2 protein-coding genes and 1 pseudogene are annotated in these 1,891 nt (G+C 31.7%); all 3 read left to right on the top strand.

Translation table 11 applies throughout. The annotated features are described in order from the left end of the window. The first annotated feature begins 274 nt into the window (after positions 1-274). Positions 275-1,087: a type IV toxin-antitoxin system AbiEi family antitoxin gene (locus U9R42_12620; GenBank protein ID MEA3496861.1), complete on the top strand. Its 813-nt coding sequence runs from the start codon at positions 275-277 to the stop codon at positions 1,085-1,087. Next, positions 1,084-1,287, top strand: a pseudogene (locus U9R42_12615) (nucleotidyl transferase AbiEii/AbiGii toxin family protein). The gene U9R42_12620 and the pseudogene U9R42_12615 overlap by 4 nt, the downstream one beginning before the upstream one ends. A gap of 146 nt (positions 1,288-1,433) precedes the next feature. Further along, positions 1,434-1,891: Rpn family recombination-promoting nuclease/putative transposase (locus tag U9R42_12610; protein ID MEA3496860.1), on the top strand; the 458-nt coding region annotated here is incomplete at its 3' end.

The raw sequence follows: 1,891 nt of genomic DNA, 5'->3' as shown, positions 1-1,891 counted from the left end.
TTAGAGTGGACTCATTATTTCAGTATTCGTTATTCCTTGTTCTGTATTCGATATTATTTCCATCTGTTTATATTTTTGTAGTTGATACATTATTTTCAATTTTTTTCATTGTCTATAAAAAACTCTGTAAAATTAGATTCCTATCTTTTTGCGATATTTTTATCTTTCTCAACTCACTGATGCTAAGGCATCGCCTCGTCTCAAAAAATAAAAATCTCATTTGTCTGCGATAAGTATCGGAAAACGTATCTTTGCGCAGACAATCAGAAATGAAATGGAAGAACAAAGTAAAATATCAGACTGGATAAACCAGCAACTGGCTAGTGGGAAATATAGTTTTACCCTGGCGTATCTGCATACTCAGATGCCTGACAAATCTTATGCTTCCATAAAATTTGCACTAAAGAGATTAGTGGATAAGAACAAAATCATCTCTATCAGCAAGGGCTTCTACATCATAATTCCTCCGGCCTATCAAAATATGGGCATACTTCCTCCTGTTATGTTTATGGATGATTTGATGCAGTACCTGGATCGCCCATATTATATTTCATTATTGTCAGCAGCAGCATTGCATGGTGCAGCACATCAGCAACCTCAATCTCATTTTGTTTGTACCACTTTGCCTAGTATGCGCCCCACTAATAAAAAAGGTATCCATATAAAATATGTGAGCAAAAGAAATTTCCCTGATTCTCATATCATGCAAAAAAAGACCGAAAGCGGTTATGTGAATGTGTCAGATCCCATTTTGACTTGCATTGATTTAATTAATTATCATAAAACTATAGGTGGCTTTAACAGGCTTGCAACCGTTATTAATGAATTGTCTGAAGAAATAAATGACCACCAATTAACTGCCGATATACTTCAATTGGCTCCCAATGCCGACATCCAACGATTGGGTTATTTATGGGAATATGAATGTGAACAACTTAAATTAGCCAATGTATTATTCAATCTACTAAAAGAATCACAAACTTCAATAAAGACCAATAAATTGAATCCTTCCTTGAATTTGAATAAGCAAAGCACCAAAAACAGATGGAAAATAAATGTAAACACTAAAATTGAGATTGACGAATGATACCAAGAGCATATATTACGGAATGGACACAATTTGCTCCTTGGAAATCTAACGAACAGGTGGAACAGGATCTGGTTATCAGCAGAGCATTGGTAGAAATGTTTTCTGATGAGTTTTTGTCTAACGAACTGGCATTTCGTGGTGGTACTGCTTTGCATAAATTATTTCTGCATCCACAACCAAGATACTCAGAAGAAATATAAACCATTAACTATATTACTACCTTAAGTGCAATTAGAAAATAAACTAACAGCAGTTTTAGACTTTTTAACATTGAAAATTAATACAATTTTGAAACAGAATTGAAAATGTTGTATATTTGTATTTAAATTAAAAGTTTGAAAGAGTGAATAATAAAAAAATAAATACGCACGATAGATTTTTTAAAAGTCTGTTTTCTAACAAAAACGGAGTTAGAGAATTTGTGTCTAAAACAATAAGTCCAAGTATTGTTGAAAAATTGGATTTAAACACTCTGGAAATTGACAATACAGAATATCTTGATAATCGTCTAAATTCAAGTTTTTCGGACTTAGTTTATAATTGTAAATATGGGAAAAGTTCAAATGTGAAAATTTCACTATTATTTGAACATAAAAGCCAGCCTGAAAAATTTCCGCATTTCCAACTACTTGGTTATATGTTACGAATATGGGAATTACAAATTAAGCAAAATAAAGAATTAACAGCAGTTATTCCAATAATATTTTATCACGGAAAGAAAAAATGGGATAATAAAGGATTTGAAGAATACTTTGGAAATATTGATAATGAGTTACAAAACTTCATACCAAAATTTGATTA

It is taken from the genome of Bacteroidota bacterium, from assembly GCA_034723125.1.
Classification (GTDB): Bacteria; Bacteroidota; Bacteroidia; order CAILMK01; family JAAYUY01; genus JAYEOP01.
This window is presented reverse-complemented; position numbering and strand designations above follow the sequence as displayed.